13 protein-coding genes and 1 pseudogene are annotated in these 20,307 nt (G+C 47.0%); 4 read left to right on the plus strand and 10 right to left on the minus strand.

Features of this window, described 5'->3' with window-relative positions; genetic code table 11:
• Together EAO33_RS09450 and EAO33_RS04240 are read left to right on the plus strand one after the other, a co-directional pair.
• Window positions 1-1,155, plus strand: a 1,155-nt coding sequence (locus tag EAO33_RS09450) for an N-6 DNA methylase (RefSeq protein WP_235853051.1), incomplete at its 5' end; no start/stop codon positions are given.
• A gap of 5 nt (window positions 1,156-1,160) precedes the next feature.
• Window positions 1,161-3,335, plus strand: a complete 2,175-nt coding sequence (locus tag EAO33_RS04240; RefSeq protein ID WP_235853052.1) for an Eco57I restriction-modification methylase domain-containing protein — start codon at window positions 1,161-1,163, stop codon at window positions 3,333-3,335.
• Window positions 3,336-3,799: 464 nt separating this feature from the next.
• Here EAO33_RS04240 and EAO33_RS04245 read toward each other — a convergent pair whose 3' ends face one another.
• The 7 genes and pseudogenes from EAO33_RS04245 to EAO33_RS04275 form a co-directional block, all read right to left on the minus strand.
• Window positions 3,800-4,603 carry an outer membrane protein gene (locus EAO33_RS04245; protein ID WP_120945302.1) on the minus strand — a complete coding sequence of 268 codons (804 nt, stop codon included), beginning with the start codon at window positions 4,601-4,603 and terminating at the stop codon, window positions 3,800-3,802.
• A gap of 35 nt (window positions 4,604-4,638) precedes the next feature.
• On the minus strand, window positions 4,639-5,727 hold the full coding sequence (gene lpxB / locus EAO33_RS04250) for a lipid-A-disaccharide synthase (RefSeq protein ID WP_120945304.1): 1,089 nt from the start codon (window positions 5,725-5,727) through the stop codon (window positions 4,639-4,641).
• Window positions 5,724-6,320, minus strand: coding sequence for a nickel-binding protein Mua (gene mua / locus EAO33_RS04255; RefSeq protein ID WP_205589497.1), 597 nt, complete (start codon window positions 6,318-6,320; stop codon window positions 5,724-5,726). The genes lpxB and mua overlap by 4 nt, the downstream gene beginning before the upstream one ends.
• Window positions 6,317-6,661 (minus strand): hydrogenase/urease nickel incorporation protein HypA, encoded by a 345-nt coding sequence (gene hypA, locus EAO33_RS04260; protein WP_120945306.1) that lies wholly within the window; start codon window positions 6,659-6,661, stop codon window positions 6,317-6,319. The genes mua and hypA overlap by 4 nt, the downstream gene beginning before the upstream one ends.
• An 8-nt stretch (window positions 6,662-6,669) precedes the next feature.
• Complete coding sequence (flgE, locus tag EAO33_RS04265) at window positions 6,670-8,826, minus strand: flagellar hook protein FlgE (RefSeq protein ID WP_120945308.1); 2,157 nt, start codon at window positions 8,824-8,826, stop codon at window positions 6,670-6,672.
• Window positions 8,827-8,866: 40 nt separating this feature from the next.
• Window positions 8,867-10,779 (minus strand): annotated as a pseudogene (locus tag EAO33_RS04270) (motility associated factor glycosyltransferase family protein).
• Window positions 10,780-10,795: 16 nt separating this feature from the next.
• Window positions 10,796-12,340: a flagellin B gene (locus tag EAO33_RS04275; RefSeq protein ID WP_120945310.1), complete on the minus strand. Its 1,545-nt coding sequence runs from the start codon at window positions 12,338-12,340 to the stop codon at window positions 10,796-10,798.
• A 108-nt stretch (window positions 12,341-12,448) separates the two neighbouring features.
• On the opposite strand from EAO33_RS04275, the gene topA reads away from it, so the two are divergent.
• Together topA and EAO33_RS04285 are read left to right on the plus strand one after the other, a co-directional pair.
• Window positions 12,449-14,728, plus strand: coding sequence for a type I DNA topoisomerase (gene topA, locus EAO33_RS04280; protein WP_120945312.1), 2,280 nt, complete (start codon window positions 12,449-12,451; stop codon window positions 14,726-14,728).
• Entirely contained in the window at window positions 14,729-15,637 is a 909-nt protein-coding gene (locus EAO33_RS04285; protein ID WP_120945314.1) for a radical SAM protein, read from the plus strand.
• A gap of 11 nt (window positions 15,638-15,648) precedes the next feature.
• On the opposite strand, the gene EAO33_RS04290 is transcribed toward EAO33_RS04285, so the two are convergent.
• From EAO33_RS04290 to EAO33_RS04300, 3 genes are all read right to left on the minus strand, one after another.
• Window positions 15,649-17,355, minus strand: coding sequence for a DUF262 domain-containing protein (locus EAO33_RS04290; protein WP_205589500.1), 1,707 nt, complete (start codon window positions 17,353-17,355; stop codon window positions 15,649-15,651).
• A 183-nt stretch (window positions 17,356-17,538) separates the two neighbouring features.
• Window positions 17,539-18,843 (minus strand): methyl-accepting chemotaxis protein, encoded by a 1,305-nt coding sequence (locus EAO33_RS09965; protein ID WP_120945318.1) that lies wholly within the window; start codon window positions 18,841-18,843, stop codon window positions 17,539-17,541.
• 150 nt (window positions 18,844-18,993) lie between these two features.
• Complete coding sequence (locus EAO33_RS04300; protein ID WP_120945320.1) at window positions 18,994-20,235, minus strand: MFS transporter; 1,242 nt, start codon at window positions 20,233-20,235, stop codon at window positions 18,994-18,996.
• Window positions 20,236-20,307 lie beyond the last annotated feature (72 nt).

Raw genomic sequence — 20,307 nt, forward strand, 5'->3', positions numbered from 1 at the left:
AAAGTCTTTTTTGAAGTGCATTTAGAAAAGATTTTACAAAAGCAAGATTTAGAGAGTTTTTTATACTTTTACCACCTTTTTAATGCGACTAACTTCTTGCCCCAAGAGGATCAAGAGGATCAAGACCCCAAAATCAGCGCCACACTCCAAGCCAATGAACAGCACAAAACAGACATTGAAAAAGATTTACAAAATCTCATCTATGGCACAGAGGGCTATGACTTCTCTTTGTTTGAAACCATCGGCGCGGCTTTGTATGCCAAACACCCACAAGCCCCCCTCAAAGACATCTATGAAAACACCCTGTATTTTCTCTTTAGACTGCTCTTTATTGCCTACTTTGAAGACAAGTTTGAGGATGTGCTCAAAGGGCATAGCGGGTTTGCCAAGCATTTGAGCATCCACAACATTTTAACTTGGCTAGAGGACAACCCTAGCACCTACTATGGCATCGCCAGACTTGAACAACTTTTCACCATCTACAACGAAGGTAACCCCAACTACGCCATGCCCCTATTTGATGGCGGACTCTTTGAGCCAGAAAAGACCGCCCTATTTAAAACAGGCAAGATCATCAACGATCCCCTTTTAAAAACAATCTTAAAGCACCTGCTCTACTATGAAAAGGACACCAAGCGCGGGTATGCGACCTTGAGCGTGGCGCATTTAGGCAGCATTTACGAGGGGCTAATGTCCTACAGCTTTGCCATCGCCAAAGAGGAGATTCACTACTGCAAGACCTCAAAAGGCGAGGGCTATTACGATCGTTATGACAAAGCGCGCTTAGAAAAACAAGAAAAGATCACCTCTAGCCAAGATTATAAAAAAGGGCAAATCTATTTAAAAAACACCTCCAACTCTAGAAAATCTAGCGGGAGTTTTTACACTAATGAGGAGATCACTAAAATTTTAGTCCAAAACGCCCTAGAGGGCTTAAATGATGACAATGTCTTAAGCTTTAAGATTTTAGATAATGCCTGTGGGAGTGGGGCATTTCTCATAGAAGCGCTAAATCAGGCTAGCCAAAAGGCGTTGCATTTTAAAAGCCTAGCCCCCCTACTAGAGAGTGAGATTCAAGACATTGCCAAGCAAGTAGAACAATACAACCTCTTGTATGAAATAGACGAAGCGGCTGTCTTAAACGCCTGCTTTTAAAGAAAATGATCTATGGCATAGATGTCAATCCCTTTAGCATAGAGCTAGCTAAACTCTCTTTATGGATTGATAGCTTTATCTTTGGCACGCCTTTGAGCTTTATTGAGCACCACATTAAATGCGGCAACGCTTTGATGGGCTCAAGCTTTGAAGATTTAAATTTAGACCCCAATAGTTTATTTGCTAAACCCTTCAAAGATCGCCTAGATCAACTCAAAACCCAATTTAAAGCCCTAAGCGATCTCAAAGACACCAAGCCCGAAGAGATCGCACAATCCAAAGACCTCTATGTGCAAGCCCAAACAGCCATGCAAGAACTCAATCTGATGTTACACACCCGCACCGCGCTAGACTTTTTGGACAACACCAAAACCCATAAAGACAAACCCTCTTTGAGAGAAAAATGCGCCGCCCTTTTTGAAGGTGGGCTTGAGGAGGGCTTAGAAGAGCTCAACAACCCCAAAGACCCCTACAAGCTCAAAGAAGCTGTGATCAAGCTTGCCCAGCAACACCGCTTTTTCAACTACGAAATCGCCTTCCCCGAGTTAGTAGATGATCAAGCGCGCTTTAGCGGCTTTGATGCCATCATTGGCAACCCCCCATGGGAGAAGAGCAAATTTGATGAAAGCGAGTTTTTTGCTAGCCTTAGGAGTAATTACCGCAGCTTTAGCCTGCAAGAAAAGGCAGATTTTAAGAAAGAAGCCCTAAGCAAAGCCTATATCCAACAAGAATACGACACACAAAAAGCCCACATCCAAACCACCAACGCCTATTACAAAGCCCATTACCCTCTAAGCCGTGGGGCAGGGGATGGCAATCTCTTTAGATTTTTCATTGAGCGCAATTTGAGCCTACTTTGCGCTCAAGCTAAATTAGCTTTAGTGATCCCTAGCGCGCTGATGTTAGAAGAGGGTTCTTTAAATCTTAGAAGCGCGATCCTAGAGCAACACCATTTAGAGTTTTTCTATAGTTTTGAAAACCGCCAAGGGATTTTCCCCGATGTGCATCGCTGTTACAAATTCGCTTTACTAGGCGTGCGCTCAGGCAAGGCAACGCTAGACAAGGCTACGCCAAGCAAAGCAACACTAGCGAAGGTTACGCCAGCGAAGGCTACGCCAGCAAAAGCTACGCTTTTGCCCATCAAAGCCCTTTTTTATTTAGAGGACCCTAAAGACATCGCCCAGCTAAAGCCCCTGTTAATCTCCCCTAAAGACCTACTAAACACGCCCAAAAGAGCCCTTAAAGAGGTGCGAAGCCCCCTAGATTTGCAGATTTTAGAGCATTGTTCTAAGCGTTTTGCAAAATTAAGTGAGGCGTGGCTAGATTTTAGATCCGAGTTGCACATGACCGCCGATAAAGACTTGTTTAAGCCCATTGACACACGCAAAACCCCAGCAAAATCTACGCTAGAAGAAGCTACGCTAGAAGCAAAAGCTACGCTTTTGCCCCTATTAGAGGGCAAACACATCCACCAATTTAACGCCCAGTTTAGCCCACCCCGCTTTTGTGTGGAGCTAGAGGCACTGCAAGAGAAACTAAAAAGTAGAGAAGAACACCGCGCTAAAAAGGGGGGCTATACGGGGGCAATCGCCTACGAGTTTGGATATTTTAGGCTGGGGTATAGAAAAATTGCGCGCGATACAGATGAGAGAAGTCTTGTTGCGAGCTTGTTACCTAAAAATTGCGCGGTGGGCGAGAGTATGTATTTTGTTGTGCCTAAGCTTTACGCCCCAAAGGGCATTATAGAAATGCCACTTTTGCAAACTCTCTTTACTTTGGGCTTGTTTAATTCTTTGGTAGTAGATTATTACTTGCGATCACTAACCCAAATTAATATCACAAGAACTTATCTTGGACAACTCCCCCTCCCCCAGCCTAGCCCCACAGAGATAGAAAACAACCCCCTTTATGTGGCTATCGCCAAGAGCGCGCTAGAATGCCAACTCTACCACGACACAGGGCATTTTAGCGCACTTAAAACTCTCTTTAAAGACCTAGATGTCCCCAAAACCGCTAAGCTTTTTGACACCAAACGCGCCAAGCTAGATATTTTGATCGCCCGGGATATTTACGCCCTCAATCGCGCTGAGTTTTTACATCTGCTAGAATCTTTTAAAGTCTTGGCAAAAAAACAACCCGAGTTTGTGGCACTCTTAAAAGAACTATGGGAAGCAAACTGAAAGTTTGCCTGAATTGAAAAGTTTGTAAGCGCAAAATTTAAAAACTTATGGCACAATAATCCTAGCGGTGCCCGGGTTTCCCCGGGTTTGCACTATCCTAGTGTAGTGGCTGGGCAAAAACCACTAACACCGCTAAGATTATAAGCAATTTCATGGTGTGTCTCCTTTCCGGAGTGCCACCCACTGCAACCCCTAACCCACAAACTAGAACAATCTCTAGCCGTTACGCCAAATAGCCCAAAAGCAGACCACCATGCGTGCCATAAGGTCGCATTATAACCAAAACTTGAAAAATCTAAGGGCTAAAGCGCAAAATTAAGTAAGTTATGGCACAACACCCGATCTACCGGGTTTTGTTAGTAGAGTGGTTGAGTCAGAATCACTAACACCACTAAGATTATGACGAAAAATTGGAAAAATTTAAGAGCAAGCGCGGGTAGGCGCGCTGGGCTTTGGGGTGATACCTAGAAATTCACCACATAATTAGCAAAGAGGACGATCATGCGTCTAAAGTGCAAACTAGCAATGGGGTCGCCCTTGTGCACGAAATAGGGCGTGTTGATCACAGGGGCACGCACGCCCACCTCAAGCCCATTATGCTTACTCACATTGGCGCGCACCCCAAAATTGAAGGCAAATTGCACATAACTGGGAGAATAGCTGGCTAGCTTGCCCAACTGTTTAGCCATTTGGGCATAGGATTGCCCTGTGGGTCCGCATGCTAAATCCCCCGTGTCTAAATTGTAGCGATCCGCCCGGCACGCCCCATCGCTCCCCCCTAGTAGCCATGAAGTTCCCCCCAACATCACCCCCCCAAAAATCCCAAAAGAGCGCGTGTCGCTTTGGTAGAAATCTAGCAACATATCCCAACCCGCGCCATAAAAGAGATTAGCCAGCGCGCCATTTCTAATCACATACACATGTGTGCTATCATCGGGGGCAAAGTAGTTTTGCGGGTAGCTATAATGCCCTCCCTGCGCGCTAAACATGGCGTAATAGCGCATCCCAAAGCGTTTTTTCTTGCCAAAGAATTGTCTGTAACCCAGTTGCACATCGCCCCCAAAGAGATTCCCCGAAGTGGCGTTAGTGGTCGCGGTGTCTGATTCATTGCTCAAAAAGGTGCTATTAGCGCTCCCTCCTGCGCCCATATTGGAATACTGAAACCCCAGCGCGAAATACCCGCCATTATTCCCCGCGCCCAAAGGGGCTAGCCCCAAGCACAAACCCAGTGCGAAAAACTTTTTATGTATGACTTTAGAAATTAACATAACACTTCCTAGTGATATAAAATAAGTTCTGTATTCTAAAGAAAACTAAAAGTGTTGTCAAGAGCTTTTGACTTAATCCACTCTGACACACGCTTGGCACTACCCGTATTAAGATAGGCTCTTAAGCGTTGGGCTTCGCGCACAAAATGGGCGCGATCCATTTGGGCGTAGGCTTGTAGTAAATTAGTGGGGTTCACATCCTTTTGGATCAACTCCGGGTGTAGCATGGTCGTGCCCCGCCCCGGGCTTTCTTGGTGCAGGGCGTTGTAAAAGATATTAGCTAGCCCGATGCAAGTGAGCTTGACCAAACTCTTGGCGATGTAATAGTCTAGGATTCTGGCTTTATAGGCTAGCACAAAGGGCGTGCCAATCAAAGCGGCTTGCAAAGTCGCCGTGCCACTACAAATAAAGGCAAATTCGGCTTCATAGAGGCTTTGTGGCGCGTTGTAAGAAATTTCAAAGAGAGAAATGTCCTTGCCATAGAGCGCGCTTAGATCGCTACCTTGTAAATTGGGGGGCACAACTAAAATACGCCTTAGGGGGATTTTTTGGGCTACCTGCGCGAAGATAGAAAAGAGCGCGTCAATCTCTTGCTTGCGACTCCCGGGCATAAACACCACGCCCCTGCCCTGGGGTCGGGTTTTAAAGTCCTTGATCTCATCTAAAAGGGGATGCCCCACATACTCCGCCTTGCTCTTGTAATAGGAGAGCTCAAAGGGCAGGATCGCCCCAAGTTGGTCGCAATAGCGTTCTATAATCGGCGCGCGGTAACTCTTCCACGCCCACACTTGGGGCAAAATGTAATAAATGATGGGCTTGTTGGGGCTGTGCTTTTTGATACGCTTGGCTAGGGGGATGTTAAACGAGCTAGAGTCCATCAGCAAGATCACATCGGCTTGGCAGGATAGCGCGCCCATTTGGCGCAAGGCTTTATAGATAAAGCCCAGCTTTAAGATCACCTCCTTAAAGCCCATCACCGCAAAGTCCTTAGAGCTAAATAGGGGTTTGTCCCGGGGTTCTAGGGGGTCATAAATACCCAGCCACTCCACCTCGGGCAAGAGCGCGCGCAACGCCTTGAAGTGGGTATTCGCGCTCACTTCTAGCGCGCTCACAAGCACTTTCAGGGTTCCTCCTTGGGCTCTTCTAAATAGCCATTGGCTTTTAAGAAGTCCTTAGTTTTTATGTCCCTCAATTCGATCTTCAAGGTGCTGTTTTCTAAGTCCAATTCAAAAATGCGATCTTTGAGCGCGCGGTTTTCGCGCAAAAGCACGCGGTATTTGCGATAAAGCTGATCCCCAAAAAAGCGTTTGGCTGGGCGCGCCTTAGCCACAGAGCGATCTTTAAGATAGATCTCTACAAAACTCAAGGGCTGGGGCAAGAGTTGCGCGTCATCTTGTTCTAGGAGTTTTTCTTTATTATTCTGCTGGGCAAGCAAGTCGCGTTGCACCTTGTGGGTCAAGAGTTCTTGTTGGATCGCCTTGATCTCTTCTTTTTTGCTCTGGTGGCGTTGTTGCAGATCTTTTAGATGCGCCCTTGCTTCCAACAATTCCGCGCGCAAACCTTTTAGCACCTCCCTAGCTTGGGTGATCTCATTGTCATACACCTGCAATTCTTCTTGGAATTTCTGGCGCTCCTCCTCAAAAAGGCGCACCAGTTCCCATTTTTCTTTGATTTCGGGGGCTTTTTGGATAAATTCTTGGAAGATCGAATCTTTCATACCATCTCCAGCGACAAGAGAGTCATCTGTGTGCCCTTGCTAAGGCGCACCCTCCCCCCGCATTTCTCACACGCGCTATAATCTAGCTTGGTCGGCTCAAAGACATGCCCGCATGCCAAACAAGTTAATTCTACCTTTTCTTCTACAATCTCTAGTAACGCGTCCTTGCATAAGTCTAGCTCCTCTTTAAAGGTTTCAAACGCGCTCATGAAAAGCTGTTTGTCCATCGCGCATCTCTCCCCGATGCTCACCACCACCTTTTCGATCTTGCTGGCGTGGTGTTCTTTGGCGTGCGCTTGGCACAAGTCCATCAAAGAAGAGATCACACTATACTCATGCACGCATCGCCCTATTGTTTGAGATTGAGCAAGGTGTTGAGGATTTGATCGGAAGTGGTTACGGCTTTAGAGTTGGCTTGAAACCCGCGTTGCACCACGATTAAATTAGTCAAACTCCGACTCAAATCCACATTGCTAGACTCCAATTTAGAGCCAGACACCCCACCCCTGCGCCCCGTATTAGCCGCCCCAATCAAGGCTTTACCCGAGTTGCCCGTTTCAGAGAACACGCTCCCCCCAATGGCTTGCAAACCCGCATCGTTAGCAAAATTTGCCAAAGCCACTTGGGCTAGGGCTAGGGTTTTGCCATTGCTAAAAGCCCCCAAAAGCGCGCCATTATTATCAAAGCGCACATCCATCAAATCCCCGGCTTGGTAGCCATTTTGCTCAATGGCGTAGGTTTCAGAAATTTTATCCACGCTGGTGATCCCATCAAAGCCCCCGGCTGTGCCCATGTTGAGCGTGATGCGTTGGGGCGCGTCTGAACCATTTTTAGGATCAAATTGCAAGATGGGGGGGTTCATGCCCGCTAAAGAGCCATCTTTATTGAAGTGCAAACGCCCCTCTTCAAAGACATTGGGGCGTATGGGGGAGCTCCCCACAAGTTCGCCTGGCTCTGGCACAATGGCTCTAAAATGCCACTCAGATTCCCCGCTTTTGAAAAACTCTAGGCGCAAGGTGTGCTTAGTGCCTAAACTATCCACCAAGTCGATGCTAGTGGCATGCGTGGCATGGCTGATTTTAGAGGTGGCTGTAGACACCCCTCCCTCAATGAGAGAAGCGGTGTTGAGCGCGCCCATAGTTTTGCCAAACAAGACATTTTTAGTTACCTTTTTAGAGGCGTAGTTGGTAACAAAAATGCTCAAATCCTCCCTAGTGGGGTTGCCATTGTCCTTATTGGTTATCTCAAACATGCCATTCTTGTTCACCACCACAGACACAGAAGCCGCTGAATCCTTGTAATTACCTTTGAGTTTGGGATCTTTGACAATATTGGCATCGCGCTGGATGAGTTCGCGTAAATCCTCTGTGGTTTTGAATTGCCCAGTAGCAAGATCGGGTTTCACCCCCTTAGTGTAGCGGTATCTAAAAGCCGTAACACTCCCCTCTCCCTTAGTGAATTTGTCAAATACCCCCGTGCCCGCCTCTGTGATGACGATGTTTTTGACATGCTCATCGCCCTCCATGTTGTTCTTGTTCTCTAGGCGTAGCGTGCCATTGTCAATATAAGCTTCTACCCCCGTTTTGTCCTTCACCGCGTTGATCGCATCCTGAGCCGCGCTCAAGCTAGAGATTTTGCTAATCGTGGAGTCGTTGGTAAAAGAGATCTTCGTGCCATTGAGCTCTAAGGTGCTGTTATTCTTAGAAACATCGATCTCTTTGTTCATGCTCGCGCTCTTATAACTCACCCAGATACCTTGATCTTCATTGAGCAAGAACGCATCCCCATCTTCATTGAATAAACACCCCATGTCCTCGGCTAATTGAGTCAAATTCGTCGAAGAGTCGTATTGGGGTTTGACTCCATCAGCAGGGGTTTTGCTAGAGGAATCAAGCATGAAGATATTGCCGGTTTGATCGGCGTGGCGACCGGCATTTAAATTGGCGCGCATAGAGATTTTACTGCTAGAGCGCGCGGGCATGACCATGCCCGGATCGATGCGGATATTTTGTAAGGGCTTGGTGTTGTCAATTTTGAGCATGTCGGTTTCACTCCCCTTAGAGCCCATGTCCTTAGGATCGCGCACCCACCCTTGCACCACATACCCCCCCGTGGTTACCAAACTCCCCTCTGCGTCAAATAAGAATTCCCCACTGCGCGTAAAATTACGCGTAACCCCGCGATCGGGGCTAATGACAAAGAATCCATCGCCCTCGATGGCTAAGTCAGTTTTAACATCGGTGTTTTGCAAATTGCCTTGAGAAAAGATTTTTGTCGTGGCATCCACGCCCACACCCAAGCCCACAGAAAAATCATTTTGTCCTGCTAGCCCGTTTTTATAGGGGGCGGTGGCGATGAGTTTGACTTGGGAGAGCATATCTACAAAGGAGGCGCGGGAGTATTTAAAGCCCGTAGTGTTGACATTGGCGATGTTATTGCTCTCAATGTCTAAGGCGATTTGGTGGGCTTGCATCCCATTCACGCCAGACCATAGCGAACGGAGCATGGTGATCCTTTAATCAAAATTACCATGCCAAAAGCAAAGATTATTCCCTACCCTCCCATGTATCTAGGGCTTCTTGTAAAATGTCCTTCACACAGGTGATCCCCCCTGCTAGACTAAAAAGCCAGTATTTGTGTGCGTAAATCCATTCTAGCTGTTTGGCTTGCAAATCCTCTTGGGTTGGGGTGGGTTTGACCACAATCTTAGCGATGTCTAATTCTTGGTGAAAAATATAGGACTGGATCGCGTCATTAAAACACTGGTTGAATTTGACCTCTTCAAATAAGCCCTTGAGATCGTCAATTCTGCCACTCAGGTCTTCGATGCGTTTTAAATCCAAATTCTCCAATTCTTGCTTGGCGTTCAAGCCCTCAATCTCCTCTAAAAAAGCCATCACTTCCAAAAACAAAGCCTCTATCTTTTCCTTACACTCTTGGGCGTAGGCAATCGCATCTAAACAAGTGTTTCTAGCTTCCTCCAGCCAGCGCGCGCTGCGCTCTGGACTTGGGGGGTGAGTTTTAAGGGAGGTTTAGGCTCTAGGGCGGGTAAATCCGCTTTGATACGCGCGATTGCCTGCTCAAAACTCAATTCCAAAGTGCCCCTAATTCTAGCTCCGCCTTGCGTGGCGTTGATCACTTCTAAGTTATAGGGCGTGTGGTAAATGTCCTTTTCAAAGAAATCTAAAAAGAGTTTCCAAATGCGTGTGCTCTCTACCTGCCCCTCCCCGCCATAGGCTTCAATGAAAATCTTCTCTCCCTCATCTTTGGGCTTGATTTCTTGTGCGCCATAAATTGCCCCGTGCGCATGACTCTCTCCGCTGGGCGCAAAGCTCAAATCCTGCCCGATAAAAATACACCGTTTGAAACGCGCATGCACCACAAGCTCATAAGCCATGTTAGCCGCACTCATGCCAATGCCCAAATAGCCATAGTCGTGCAAATTAAACAAAGAGGTGTAGCCAAAGGGGCGCAAACTAAATTGAATCGTGCCCTTGCTAATAGCTTGGCGTAAGCTTGGGTGCACAATGGAGGTGATCGCAAAGATCACGCCCTCTTGCGCCTCTTTGGGGGTGTCTTGGTAAAATTTGGCACTAGCCTCCACGCGCTCCAAAGAAAAGACTAGATCGGGTTTGATTCCATGCGCGTGCAAAATGGGAAAGGACGCATCAATGCAAAAAAGCGTCGCATAAGGGGCAATTTCTTTGAGCAAGGGGAGTTGTTTATTCAAACTAGGTCCGGTAGAGACAATAATAGCGGTGTTATAGCGCGCGTTGCGCGCTTTGAGGGCTTGCACAAGGTTAATCAGCGTGGGGGTTTGCACCACAAAGGGTAGATTTTGCACATGGTGTTTGATCCCCACAATGGCATCCCTAGCGTCATTGCCCACGCCAATCACAGCGTTTTCAAGGGCTTTAATGAAGTGCTGGTTAATTTGTGTGAAATCTGGGGCGTAGCGTTCGTAATAGGGGTGGGTGATGATGAGTTCATAGACTTTAGCGTAAATTTTGGCGTGTTTGTCCATTAAAAATAGCGAGGCGATCAAAGGGTAATTGCACGCGCTAGAGTGGAGCAAAATGAGTCGATCGCTTTGTATCTCCTCGCTGAAGTCTAGTAAATTCAAAATGATGAAAAGAATTTCTAATTCTGGTTCGATCACTACAAGGCGTTTGAGTTGCTCCAAGCCCAAAAACAAGCGCATAAGCATTCCATTGCCTGCGCCATAAAAATAAAGATAGGGAATGTAGGCATAAGCCTTTAGCTCTTCAAAACGATTTAAATTCTCTTCTAAGGGTTTATGGGCAAATAGAGGCGTATTGGTAGAGATGTCCACGATATTGAACGCGTCTTGTTGCACAAAGACCTCGTATTTGAGATTACTCTTAAGCTTGCTCAACTCTAGGGCAAGTAGGGGGTCTTTAGCTTGCAACACCCCTAGATTTTTCTCATAAATACTCAAACCCAGTCCACCCCCTCTATTGCAAGAGTCTCAAGACATTTTGTTGCACCGCGTTAGCCTGTGCCATCGCAAAACTCCCACTCTGAGCCAAGATGTTATACTTGGAGAAGCTTGCGCTCTCCTCAGCAAAATCCACATCGCGGATTTGCGACTCGGCGGCTTTCACATTCACTTGGGTTACAGAGATGTTGTTGATCGTGGTAACCAATTCCATCTGCACAGAACCTAGATCGGAGCGAATCTTATCTAGCTGGATACGCGCGCTCTCTGCCATGTCCATCACCATCATCGCCCCGCGCAAACTGGTTACCCCTGCCCCAATCCCTTTGAGATTGAACGCCGCTTGGGCGGCATTGGCGTTCCCTCCGCTCGCGCTCGCCGCGTTGGCATCAAAAACCCCACGGATGTCTTGCAAATTCACCGTGTATTGGGCGACCCCTTGGGAGGAGTGCAAGCCGATATGGCTGAAATTCACCCCGCTGACGATGATGTCGCGCGCGTCCTCCCTAGTGAGAGTCAAGCGCCCCACAATGGCATGCCCATCGCCTGAAATGCCCTTGAAATTCCCCCCCCCAAAGACATGCCCAGAATTGCCTTGGGTGTGCACGGAGATCGCCCGTCCATCCGTGGATCGCAAGTTGATGCGCCCCTCAATATCTGTATAGGCTTCTACCCCCGTGCGCTCCTTAACAGAGTTGATCGCGTTGGTCAATCTCCCATCGCGGTCATTGTGTTGGACATCATTCACATTCCCGATCAACACCCCATTAATGGTTAAGCCCACCACAGTGCCCGACTCCACAGAATTCTGCCCCGTGCCCATCACCACCGCCGAAGCGCGCACGCCCAAAGCCACAGAATTTTTGTTGATCACATTCACCAGCGCGCCCAATCCCGTGCCAGCACTCGTGGAGATCTTCACCGACTCCAATTTGAAGTCGTTAACCCCATTGGTCTGCTTGAATCTAAGGGTAACTTCTTGGAGATTGTGCGCGCCCGCACTCACCTCCATCCCACCGCGATCCATCGCGGAGGTTTCAAAGCGCACATGCCCGATCTTATCTGAGCCCGTAGGACCAATAGAAGCCTTGATCGTAGTGTTTGAGTAAGCCCCAATTTGGAACTCTTTGTTAGAAAAACTCCCGGCTAAGAGTTGTTGCCCATTAAAACTCGTGGTGTTGGCGATATTGTCCAACTCTTCTAAGAGGCGTAAAATATCGCTTTGCAACGCCTTTCTGGTTTCAGCGGTTTGCCCATCTTGGGCAGCCTGCACGGCTTTAGTTTTCACCGTGTCTAAGATTTTGATCTGTTCGTCCATTGCCTTATCCGCGGTTTGCACCACCCCAATCGCATCGTTAGCGTTTTTAACCGCCTGCCCTAAGCTCGCGCTTTGGCTTCTCAAGCTATCCGCGATTGCCATCCCTGAGGCATCATCGGCAGCTTTATTAATGCGCAAGCCCGAACTCAATTTTTCTAAAGAAGTAGAGAGATCGCGGTTGTTGCGCACCCCGATAGTGTGTGCATTTAACGCAGCGACATTCGTATTGATTCTAAAACTCATCTTTGCATCCTTTGCGATAATATGCCCACGCAAAGCAATAGCTATTCCATGTTTTGCAGATCATCCATGCACCAAAATAGTTTATAATGCGGCAAAAACGAGGTATTTATGGCTAAACACACCAAACTCATCATTGTAGAATCCCCTACCAAAGCCAAGACAATCGCGCATTTCTTGGACAGTAATTATGAGATCATCGCCTCTAAAGGGCATGTGCGCGATTTGAGAAAATACGCGATGGGCATTAGCGTGCAAGATAACCAATTTATCCCCAAATACGCGGTGGATAAAGACCATAAAGAGATTGTCGCCCAGATTTTACAACGCTCTAAAGCCGCCAAAGAAGTTTACATCGCCACAGATGAGGACAGAGAGGGCGAGGCGATTGGCTACCACATTGCCTACCTCATCAACCAAGCCGGGCACAAATCCCAAGACCCCCTGGAGGAAATGCGCGCTTTGCAAGCCCAAATCCAGCCCAAAGCCCCCCATAACCCCATCTTTGCCTTCCCGCGCATTGTTTTTCATGAAATCACCAAATCGGCTATTTTACACGCGCTCAAGCACCCTAAAACCCTAGATATACATAAAATTAACGCCCAACTAGCCCGCAGACTTCTAGATCGCATTGTGGGCTTTAGTTTGAGTTCTCTACTAGCCTCTAAAATTTCTAGGGGCTTGAGCGCTGGGCGGGTGCAAAGCGCAACTCTTAAACTCATCGTGGATCGCGAACGCGAGATACAGGCTTTTAAACCCATTACTTATTACCAAATTGAGGGGGTAATGGGGGGGGTTAAGGTGGAGTTGCAAAGCTACCAGCACGAAAAGCTCAAAAAACAAGCTCTTAGGGATTTGCAAAAAGCCTTAGAAATGGTGGCTAAATTGCGCGATCAAAGCTACCAAGTTAGCAACATCGATACCAAAGAGAAAAACACCCCCACGCCCCCTCCCTTTATGACCTCAACCCTGCAACAAAGCGCCTCCAGCCAACTGGGCTATAGCCCCTCAAAAACCATGAGCATTGCCCAAAAACTCTATGAGGGGGTAATGACCCCGCAGGGGGCTAGCGGGGTGATCACCTATATGCGCACAGATAGCCTCAACATCGCCAAAGAGGCTATAGAGGGCGCGCGCGCCTTTATTGAAAAAACTTATGGCGCGCCCTTTTTACCCAAAAAGCCCAAAACTTACACCTCCAAAAACAAGAGCGCTCAAGAAGCCCATGAGGCGATTCGCCCCACTAATTTAGACTTCACCCCCAGCGTGGCTAAAGCCTATCTCAAGCCTGAAGAGCATAAGGTCTATACCTTGATTTACCAACGCTTTTTAGCCTCCCAAATGAGCGATGCGCGTTTTGAAAACCAAAGCGTGTATTTTGCTAATGAAAAGCTAGGGGCGATCTTTAAAGCCAGTGGGCGCAAGTTGCTCTTTGAGGGTTTTTACAAAGTTTTAGGCGAGGTGGATAAGGACATGCTCTTGCCCGCTTTCAAGCTCCACCAAATAGTGCGCACAGAGGCTTTAGAGGCTAAAGAGTGCACCACCCAGCCCCCCGCGCGCTACTCAGAGGCTTCTTTGATCAAAACTTTAGAGAGTTTGGGCATTGGGCGACCTAGCACCTACGCGCCCACCATCGCCCTACTACTTAGCCGCGACTATGTGTCCTTGCAACAAAAACAGCTCACCCCCACCCCCAGTGCCTTTAGCGTGATTGAGATTTTAGAAACACACTTTAGCCAGATTGTGAATACCACCTTTAGTGCCGGGTTAGAAGACAAATTAGACGCGATTGCTAGCCACCAACTAGGTTGGCAACAAATGCTTTTAGACTTCTACACCCCCTTTATGGCGCAAATTGAGGAGGGCAAGCTCAATATTGTCTCTCAAAAAGTGAGTGTCCCCACAGGAGAGGCATGCCCGCAGTGTGGCGCGGATTTGGTGCAAAGAGTGGGGAGGTATGGGGAGTTTGTGGCATGCAGTGGCTATCCTAAATGCAAATATATCAAGTATGAAGAAAACGCAGATTTGGGCGTGTGTGAGAAGTGCGGCGCGCCCATGGTGAGCAAGAAGGGGCGTTTTGGGGCGTTTGTGGCGTGCAGCGCTTATCCCACTTGTAAAAATATCCGCAACACAGAAACTAAAAACACCCCCCCTCTTGCCAAGTGCCCACAATGTGGGGGCGATGTGCGCGCTAAAAGAGGTAGAAAGGGGATGTTTTATGGTTGTGATAATTACCCTAGCTGTAAATTCATTTCTAATTACAAACCTGACTCTCAGCCATGTGAGGAGTGTGGGGGCTTGCGCGTGCTCAAAATCTATAAGAAAAAACCCAGCGTGTCAGAGTGTCTAAAATGCCATGCCCAAGAGATAATCCCAAATGAGGAGGCATGAATGGGAATTGTCTTTGGTCCTTTGCAATCCCGGCGTTTTGGGTGGTCTTTGGGGATTGATGTAAGCGGAGAGATGAAACAATGTAATTTTAATTGTGTTTACTGCGAACTCAAGGCGCACAAGCCTGTAGATAAAATGGCGCATGTGATCCCCCTGCCTGCCCTCTTAGAAGCGGTGCATGGCGCCTTGCAAATTCACAAAAACACCCCCCTAGATGTGCTCACCACAACTGCCAATGGCGAACCCACACTCTACCCTCATCTCTATGAGTTTATCACCCAACTTCAAACCCCTCCCGGACTTAAGACTTTGATTTTGAGCAATGGATCGCGCTTTGGCGATCCTGAGGTGCAAAAAGCCTTGTTGCGCTATGACATCGTGAAATTCTCTTTGGATGCGGCTGTGCCTAAGGCGTTTGCTAAGGTGGATAAACCCAGCGCAAGCATTTGCCTAGAACATCTCTTAGAGGGGATTGCAGATTTTAGCGCGCGCTATGAGGGCATGTTAGTAGCTGAGGTGTTATTAGTCAAGGGGGTTAATGATAGCTTGGAAAATATCCAAGCTATCGCGCGCTTTTTGCGCCAAATTAGAATTGCGCGCGTGGATTTGAGCACCATCGATCGCCCCCCCTCCCATAATGCTAAACCTTTAAGCCCAGAGGCGTTATTAGCCATCGCAGCGCATTTTGAGGGTTTGCCGGTCAGTTTAGCCCTGCGCGCACACTCCCCTAGCACTCTTGCTTTGCAAATGCTAGACCCATGCGCCTTTTTAGCGTTGCTAGAACGCCGCCCTTTAAGCACACCAGAGGCGCGCAACTACCTCTCAGACAAAGATTTAAACACCCTATTACAAGAGGGAAAGGTGCGCTTGAGAAAAATTGGCGCGCTGGATTTTTACTACCATGCTTAATAAAGCGGGGTCTAGATCGCATATTGCTTGAAAAAGGCGTGCAAGCGCGTGTAAATCTCCTCTGTGCGCGCCTCTATGTCGGTTTGTAGCCAATCGCTTTGGGGGAGTTTGGCTAAATCTTGGGCTTCTAGGAATTTGGATTTAGCGTATTGGGCTTTTTTATCATCAAAATACCCATTGCTGGCTTTGATATTAAGGGGTTTTTCTAGCAATATTTTATTGCCAATGGATTCGATAAAGGGCTTGGCTTTGATCTTGTCCCAGCCGGTGTAATTTTTGCGCCACTGCGTGGTTTGGGGGAAGATGTGCTCGATCTCGCGTTTCTCGCACCCCTCTAGTATTTGCTGTGGGTATTTTAAATATAAATTGAGGGCTAGCAGGGCTTTGGTGAGTTTTTTGCTGGATTGCGCGCCATCAAATTGGGCGCGGAAAGTGCGGTTGTTCTTTGTGCAGAGAAGTTTACCCGCCAAAATATCCTGACTTTGGGCTTGGAAATCCATAGTGCCACTTTGGTATAAGGAAGTGTAGGCGTTGTGAATCAAAGTCTTGAGCTTAATGGTGTTTTTGCTGATCGTATAGAGCAAGAAATGTGCGCACAGACGCATTAAAAGTTCCTCATGGTTTTTGAGATAATCCTTACCCCTATCTAGGCAATACATGTAGTAAGCGCAATCTAAATATTTCCAATGTTCGTTATCGATAAGTCCTAGGACACTATAAAACTGCTTCGATCGAAGAGTATAGCGACTTCCTGCATACCAATACTGCTTGATCTTGGTAATGTTTTGCATGACAACGCCATCTTTTAAAATCCCCCTGTGTTTATCAAGAAAAAAAGATCGCAAGCTAATTTCACGGCTTTTATCTTTATGTTGGGCGCGCACCACATGCATGCAGAGTCTAAATAGAAATTCCATATTAGTTTTATACTCCAACTCTTTCCATTGTTGGAGAAACTCTTGGCGTTCTTGATCTTTTTTGTGGGCGAAAATCACGCTCCTAAAAATGTCTACATCCCTCAAGGGAAGCCCGCGATCATTTAAGGTGTTGAAGACACGCAAAGCGTATTCAAAACGCCTCTCTTCATCATGCCCCTCGCATTCCACAGGAAGCACAATGCAACCATGCAACACACACACGCAAAGATCGCAAAAATCATCGGGATATTCTTTAGCGAATTCATCTAATTGTTGGCAAAAATAGTGGTAATTCTTCTCATAATTAGAGATAATCTCCCCCTCCTCCTCCTGCACCAACCCCTTGTTTTGTAAAATGTCCTGCAATATTCTCCCCCCCACATCGCCCAATGCCTCACTGCGTAAATTAGGGGTGTTATAATGGGGGTTGCCCGTGATTTTATCAATATCCCATAAACAAGAAGCGATGTCATCGATAAGTCTTTTACTCTTAGCGTTATTGCCACTAACCAGCTTGGTATGCATCGCCTTGAGGAGTAACATTAAGGTCGTGGTGCGCTGTTGCCCATCGACGATGTGCTGTTCTCTATTGAGCGGATACATCACCATAGAACCTAGAAAATAAGGGTTTTCCTCAAAAAGATGAGGGCTGTTTTCTTTGCCATCTAAAAAGAACGCCAAAATATCTTCCCAAAGCTGTTCGCACTGCTCTTCTTCCCAGACATAGGGTCTTTGGTAGGGGGGAATCACAAACTTATTTTTAGAGAGATGCTCCAAGACACTCTTTTGCTCTGTTTTCATTGTAATCACAAGTGCCTCCTTTAGCCAAGTAAGCCATGCTAATGCGCCCTTGCTTAAAGCGCACTTACTAAGCGCGCCCCCTAAATCCTACAAACTTGACTACACACACCAAAATAAGGAGTCAGCAGCAAGGATCATAAGCCCTTTTAGCGCGCTTTTGGGCACTAAAAGAGGTGGAATTACTCAAATCCCCATGCCCTTAGCCACCTTAGAGCCAGCGACTTTAATTTTTTCCATAGAGTCTTTGCTCTCACAAGAGAGCGCGACTGTTTTGTCTGCCTCCTGTGTCCCCGCATCGATGTTAACCACCACTTGCGCGGTGATTTCAAAAATCGCGCTAATAATGCCCCCAATTTCTGCTACCGATTTGCCTGTGCGCTCGGCTAATTTGCGCACTTCATCAGCCACCACCGCAAAACCTCTGCCATGCTCACCTGCCCGGGCGGCTTCAATGGCGGCATTGAGGGCTAATAAATTGGTTTGATCGGCGATGTCCTTAATGGTCTGGGTGATGCTAGAAATGGATTCAGATTGGCTTTTGAGCGTGCTCACTAGGTCCGCGCTGTTTTTCATGGTCTCTGCTACGCCTTGGATACTCTGCGTGGTTTTTTCGATCACCGCGACTCCATGGTCGGTCAAGTCTTGATTTTCTTTGATCAAATCTAAGGTCATTAGAATCTTTTCCTCTTTGGGGGTTACATCCCAAGCAAATTTGATAATCTTGTAAATCTTGCCCTCAGTGTTAAAAACCGGGTTATAACTGGCTTCTAAATACACCTTTTTCCCCTTTTTATTGAGGCGCACAAAGGTGCCACGGGTAAAGTCCCCAGCGATTAAGCGATCCCAAAAGGCTTCGTATTCCGGGCTTTTCACATACTCAGATTCACAAAACATGGCATGCTTCTTCCCCTTGATTTCCTCTAGACTATAGCCCATGAGGTCTAAAAAGTTGTCATTAGCCATGAGGACTTGGCGTTCTGTGTCAAACTCAATTAGAGCCATGCTCACCAAAGCGGCGTTGTAGATGGATTTCAAGTCATTGAGCTCGAGAATTTTACTGGTTACATCTGTGGCGAATTTCACCACCTTGATAACCTTGCCTTGCGCGTCTAAAATGGGGTTATAGGTGGCTTCTAAGTAAAGGGGTTTTTTCTCTTTAGTGAGGCGTTTGAAAGTGCCTATTTTGAAAAGCCCATTGGCTAAATCTTGCCAAGCATGCGCGTATTTAGGGGAACGCACAGATTCAGGATCGCAAAACATGCTGTGGTGCTTGCCCCTCACTTCTTCCAAGCTATAGCCCATGAGCCTTAAAAAGTTATCATTGGCTTCGAGCACCACCCCAGAGGGGTCAAATGCGATCACGGCCATGGATTTATGGATAGCTGTAAAAATGCCCTCTAAATCGGCGTTCTTTGTGCGCAGCGCAACGATGAGCTGTTCTTGTTCTGCGCTGTGTTGTTGCTGGTGCCCCACATTGAAAAAACCCATGCTAGCCTCCTAAAATGATTTTACTTTTGAGAATTTTAGCTAGAAAGTCGTTATAGAAATCTTATAAGCGCGCAAAGATAAAATACGGAGGGATACGCACAACTTCAAAGGGCAATACAGGAGTAAAGGATCTCTGCTTTACCAAACCTCTCAATGCGGGGTTTTGTGCTTAAAGCCCCAAAATACCAATACCGCCACCACATTAGCCACAGCCAGAAAGATAATGGCAAAAAATAGAATGTAGTCGTGGTTAGCAGACATATCTGGGTAAAAATGCTTGCCTAAGGTCTTTGCACCATCCACAATGGGAGTGATCAAAATCCATGCCAGAAACCCAGAGAGCAAAGCACTCATGCTATGCCAGGATAGGAAGGTAGTCTTTTGAGCTTCAGGAGCGCAAGCCTGCCAATAGGCTAGATCAATGGCATCAACAATCACTTCTAGGATACTGCAAAGTATTAAAAAGGGGACAATCGCCCAAAAATTGATGGGTAAAATTTTAGTGAGCACCAGCACAAAAGCAATGATGAGCACAAAGCCTTGAGAGAGAGTTAGCAAAAGCACGGCGCGAACTTTGCGCTTTACATTGCCAATAGCCGAGATGATGAAACTCCTCCCTAAAGACCCCGCTGTCAGCAAGCCTATTAAAAGCCCCGTAATCTCAGAAGAAAAGAGATCGATGCTCACGGGCAAGATGATTTTATTAGCGATCCCAGCAAAGATATTGGCGATTAAAGCAAAAATAGCATAAGCAAAAATGGGGTGGGATCGCAAAATCTTAAACCCCCCTAGAAAGGAGACACTGGGGGTTGTGGCTACTGGGCTTGAGTTACTATTCTTAGCCCATAGCCAATCTATACAACACAAAAACGCAAGCAGGGCGCACCCTAGTTGGATCAAAGCTAGATTAGCGATGCCCAAAGGTTTTAATAAGAACCCCGCTAGAATGGGGGCGATGAGAGTGGCGCTAAAATAGGAGGCTTTGATCAAACCATTGACGCGCTCGTAATTCTTAGATGTAGCAAAGGACATTTGTATACTCTTGCTTGCAGGTCCTAGCAACGCCCCTCCCACACCATGAATCACGAGGATCAAAATTAGAAAATAAAAATTCATCTGCGCTTTTAAAATGAAATATTGCATGACGCTTAAGGCGATCAAACAGAGACGAAATATTTGCACGCTGAATTTGGGGTTATAACGCTCCATGAGCGCGCCCACTTTGGGCAAAAATGGCAGGGCAATCAAGGAAGATAACATCATAAAAAAGCCCAGTTGGGCGAATTGGGCAATGGAGCCCGAGCTTTCATAGACCCATAACATCAGCCCTACGCTAAAGATAGAACCCCCTAGTGCGTAGATGAAGATAGAGAACAAATAGCGTAGTAACACTAAGCGACCTTTGAGCCATCATTAAAAAGTAGACTCTCCCGTGGATGAACACGGGCTTGTTGGTGGTGGATG

This window comes from Helicobacter labacensis (assembly GCF_003660285.1).
Taxonomy (GTDB): domain Bacteria; phylum Campylobacterota; class Campylobacteria; order Campylobacterales; family Helicobacteraceae; genus Helicobacter; species Helicobacter labacensis.